The sequence below is a fragment of the Bradyrhizobium sp. ORS 375 genome, from assembly GCF_000239775.1.
Classification (GTDB): Bacteria; Pseudomonadota; Alphaproteobacteria; order Rhizobiales; family Xanthobacteraceae; genus Bradyrhizobium.
The window spans coordinates 1-1793 of record NZ_CAFI01000348.1 but is presented as its reverse complement, the minus strand read 5'-3'; the positions used below and the strand labels follow the sequence as shown (position 1 = coordinate 1793).

Annotated in this window: 3 protein-coding genes and 1 pseudogene; all 4 read left to right on the top strand. The window is 62.6% G+C overall.

The window, feature by feature from the left end; all coding sequences use genetic code 11:
• Positions 1 to 20: 20 nt before the first annotated feature.
• A pseudogene (locus tag BRAO375_RS39040) lies at positions 21 to 86 on the top strand (hypothetical protein); the annotation flags it as partial.
• Positions 87 to 281: 195 nt separating this feature from the next.
• The gene (locus BRAO375_RS24900) at positions 282 to 869 is read left to right on the top strand and encodes a transposase (protein WP_139031463.1); all 588 of its coding nucleotides are present in this window, start codon (positions 282 to 284) and stop codon (positions 867 to 869) included.
• The gene (gene tnpB, locus BRAO375_RS24895) at positions 866 to 1099 is read left to right on the top strand and encodes an IS66 family insertion sequence element accessory protein TnpB (protein ID WP_009030216.1); all 234 of its coding nucleotides are present in this window, start codon (positions 866 to 868) and stop codon (positions 1097 to 1099) included. The genes BRAO375_RS24900 and tnpB overlap by 4 nt, the downstream gene beginning before the upstream one ends.
• Before the next feature lie 187 nt (positions 1100 to 1286).
• Positions 1287 to 1793: IS66 family transposase (locus BRAO375_RS24890; RefSeq protein ID WP_035642022.1), on the top strand; the 507-nt coding region annotated here is incomplete at its 3' end.

Here is a 1793-nt window from a genome sequence, read left to right as displayed (position 1 = left end):
CGCGCCGCGAATGGTGGTCGCTGCACATCGAAGCGTGGCGTCGCAGCGGTCTCGGGATCCGCAAATACTGCCAGCAACAACGTCTGACCGAGAACACTCTGCGGCGTTGGCTGAAGCGGCTGGCCGGCAACGAGACTGCGCTTGAGCTCGAGAAATATCAGACGGAATTGCGCCGCGAGCGCGCCCGGGAAGAGCGAGAAAAGGCGCTCCGAAAGCAGAAGCAGCGCAGGTTCACGATCACCTCGGATGTACGCAATCGAGCGTCCCAGGCGTTCTGGGCGATGCATGTCGAGGCGCTGAACTGGAGCGGAATGGAGCTCCGCGCCTACGCCACGGCGATGCAACTGTCGCCGCATTCGCTGCGCAAATGGCGCGACCGACTGGCCACCGGCGAGGTCACGATCGACTGGCGCGCCCATCTTCATCCCTCCGCCCGTCCCGCCGTTACCACTAGTGCTAGGAACTCACAGCCCGAACGCCGCTTGACAGCCGCCGAAATCGGCGATCCGGCCGCGCCTAAAATGCCGGCCCGGCGCTTCTTCAGCGACGAGGAGAAGCTCGCGATCGCCAGGGAGACTGAGCTGCCGGGCGCCAAGGTCTCTGCCGTCGCGCGCAAGCATGGGATTGTCACCGGGCTGCTGTTCCGCTGGCGCGCGCAGTTCGGCATCGCGCAAAAGAAGCGATCCAAGCTCGCCCGTGTCTTGTTGCCCGACGACATGCCGGCCGCACGCGCCCTGCGCGATCTCGTGCGTCAGCCGGAAGGCAAGATGGTCGTCGACCTCGCTGACGGACGGCGTGTCTTCGCTCCCGCCGGCAGCGATCCGGATGTGGTGCGGACGCAGATTGAAAGCCGAGATGCAGCGCAATGATGTTCGTCCCTGCGGGCGTGAAGGTGCATCTGGCGCTCGGCTACACCGACATGCGCAAGGGCATGGACGGGCTTGCGATGCTGGTGCAGGACACGCTGAAGAAGGATCCGTTCTCCGGCCCATCTGTTTGCCTTCCGCGGCAAGAAGCATCGATCCTGAAGGTTCTGTTCTGGGACGGCAACGGGCTTTGTCTGTTCACGAAACGCATCGACCAGGGCGGCTTCGTGTAGCCAGTGATGGCGGGCTATGATAGATCGATCACGCTCACGCCAGCGCAACGCTCGATGCTGATCGAAGGCATCGACTGGGGCGCGCCATCGCGTATGGAAGCCCGCGATTGCAGGATGATCTACAACATGTAGTGCGGAACTGAGTTGCGATTCTTCTACGAATCAACGTGTTCGAGTACCATCGGACATGCAGCTCGATCTCACCAATCTCCCTTCCGATCCTGCGCTTCTGCAGCGCCTTGTGCGCGACATTGCCGCTGCGATCGACCATCGCGATACCGAGATCGAGCGGCTCAAATCCATCATCAAACAGCTGCAGCGAATGCAGTTCGGCCGCAGCTCCGAACGCATCGATCCCGACCAGCTTGCACTCGGTCTGGAGGATCTCGACAGCGACATTCGCCGCGTCGAAGAAGCGCAACCGAAGGTCACACCGGAAGCCGACTCTTCGCCGCGACGCCGTCCGCTTCCCGATCATCTGCCACGCGAAGACGTTCTGCTCGACGTGCAAGATCGGGTCTGCAGCTGCTGTGGCGGCGCTCTCCATCTGATTGAAGAGAGCGTCAGCGAGATGCTGGATTGGGTCCCGACGCAGCTTCGCGTCCTGCGTACGACCCGTCCGAAATACGCCTGCAGAGCCTGCAACAAGGTCGTGCAAGCCGGCGCGCCAGAGCGATTGATCGCTGGCGGTCCA

Bases quoted from the DNA above. Each gene is read 5' to 3' on its own strand.
- BRAO375_RS24900 (WP_139031463.1), top strand. From the start codon at position 282: ATGCATGTCGAGGCGCTGAACTGGAGCGGAATGGAGCTCCGCGCCTAC.
- tnpB (WP_009030216.1), top strand. From the start codon at position 866: ATGATGTTCGTCCCTGCGGGCGTGAAGGTGCATCTGGCGCTCGGCTAC.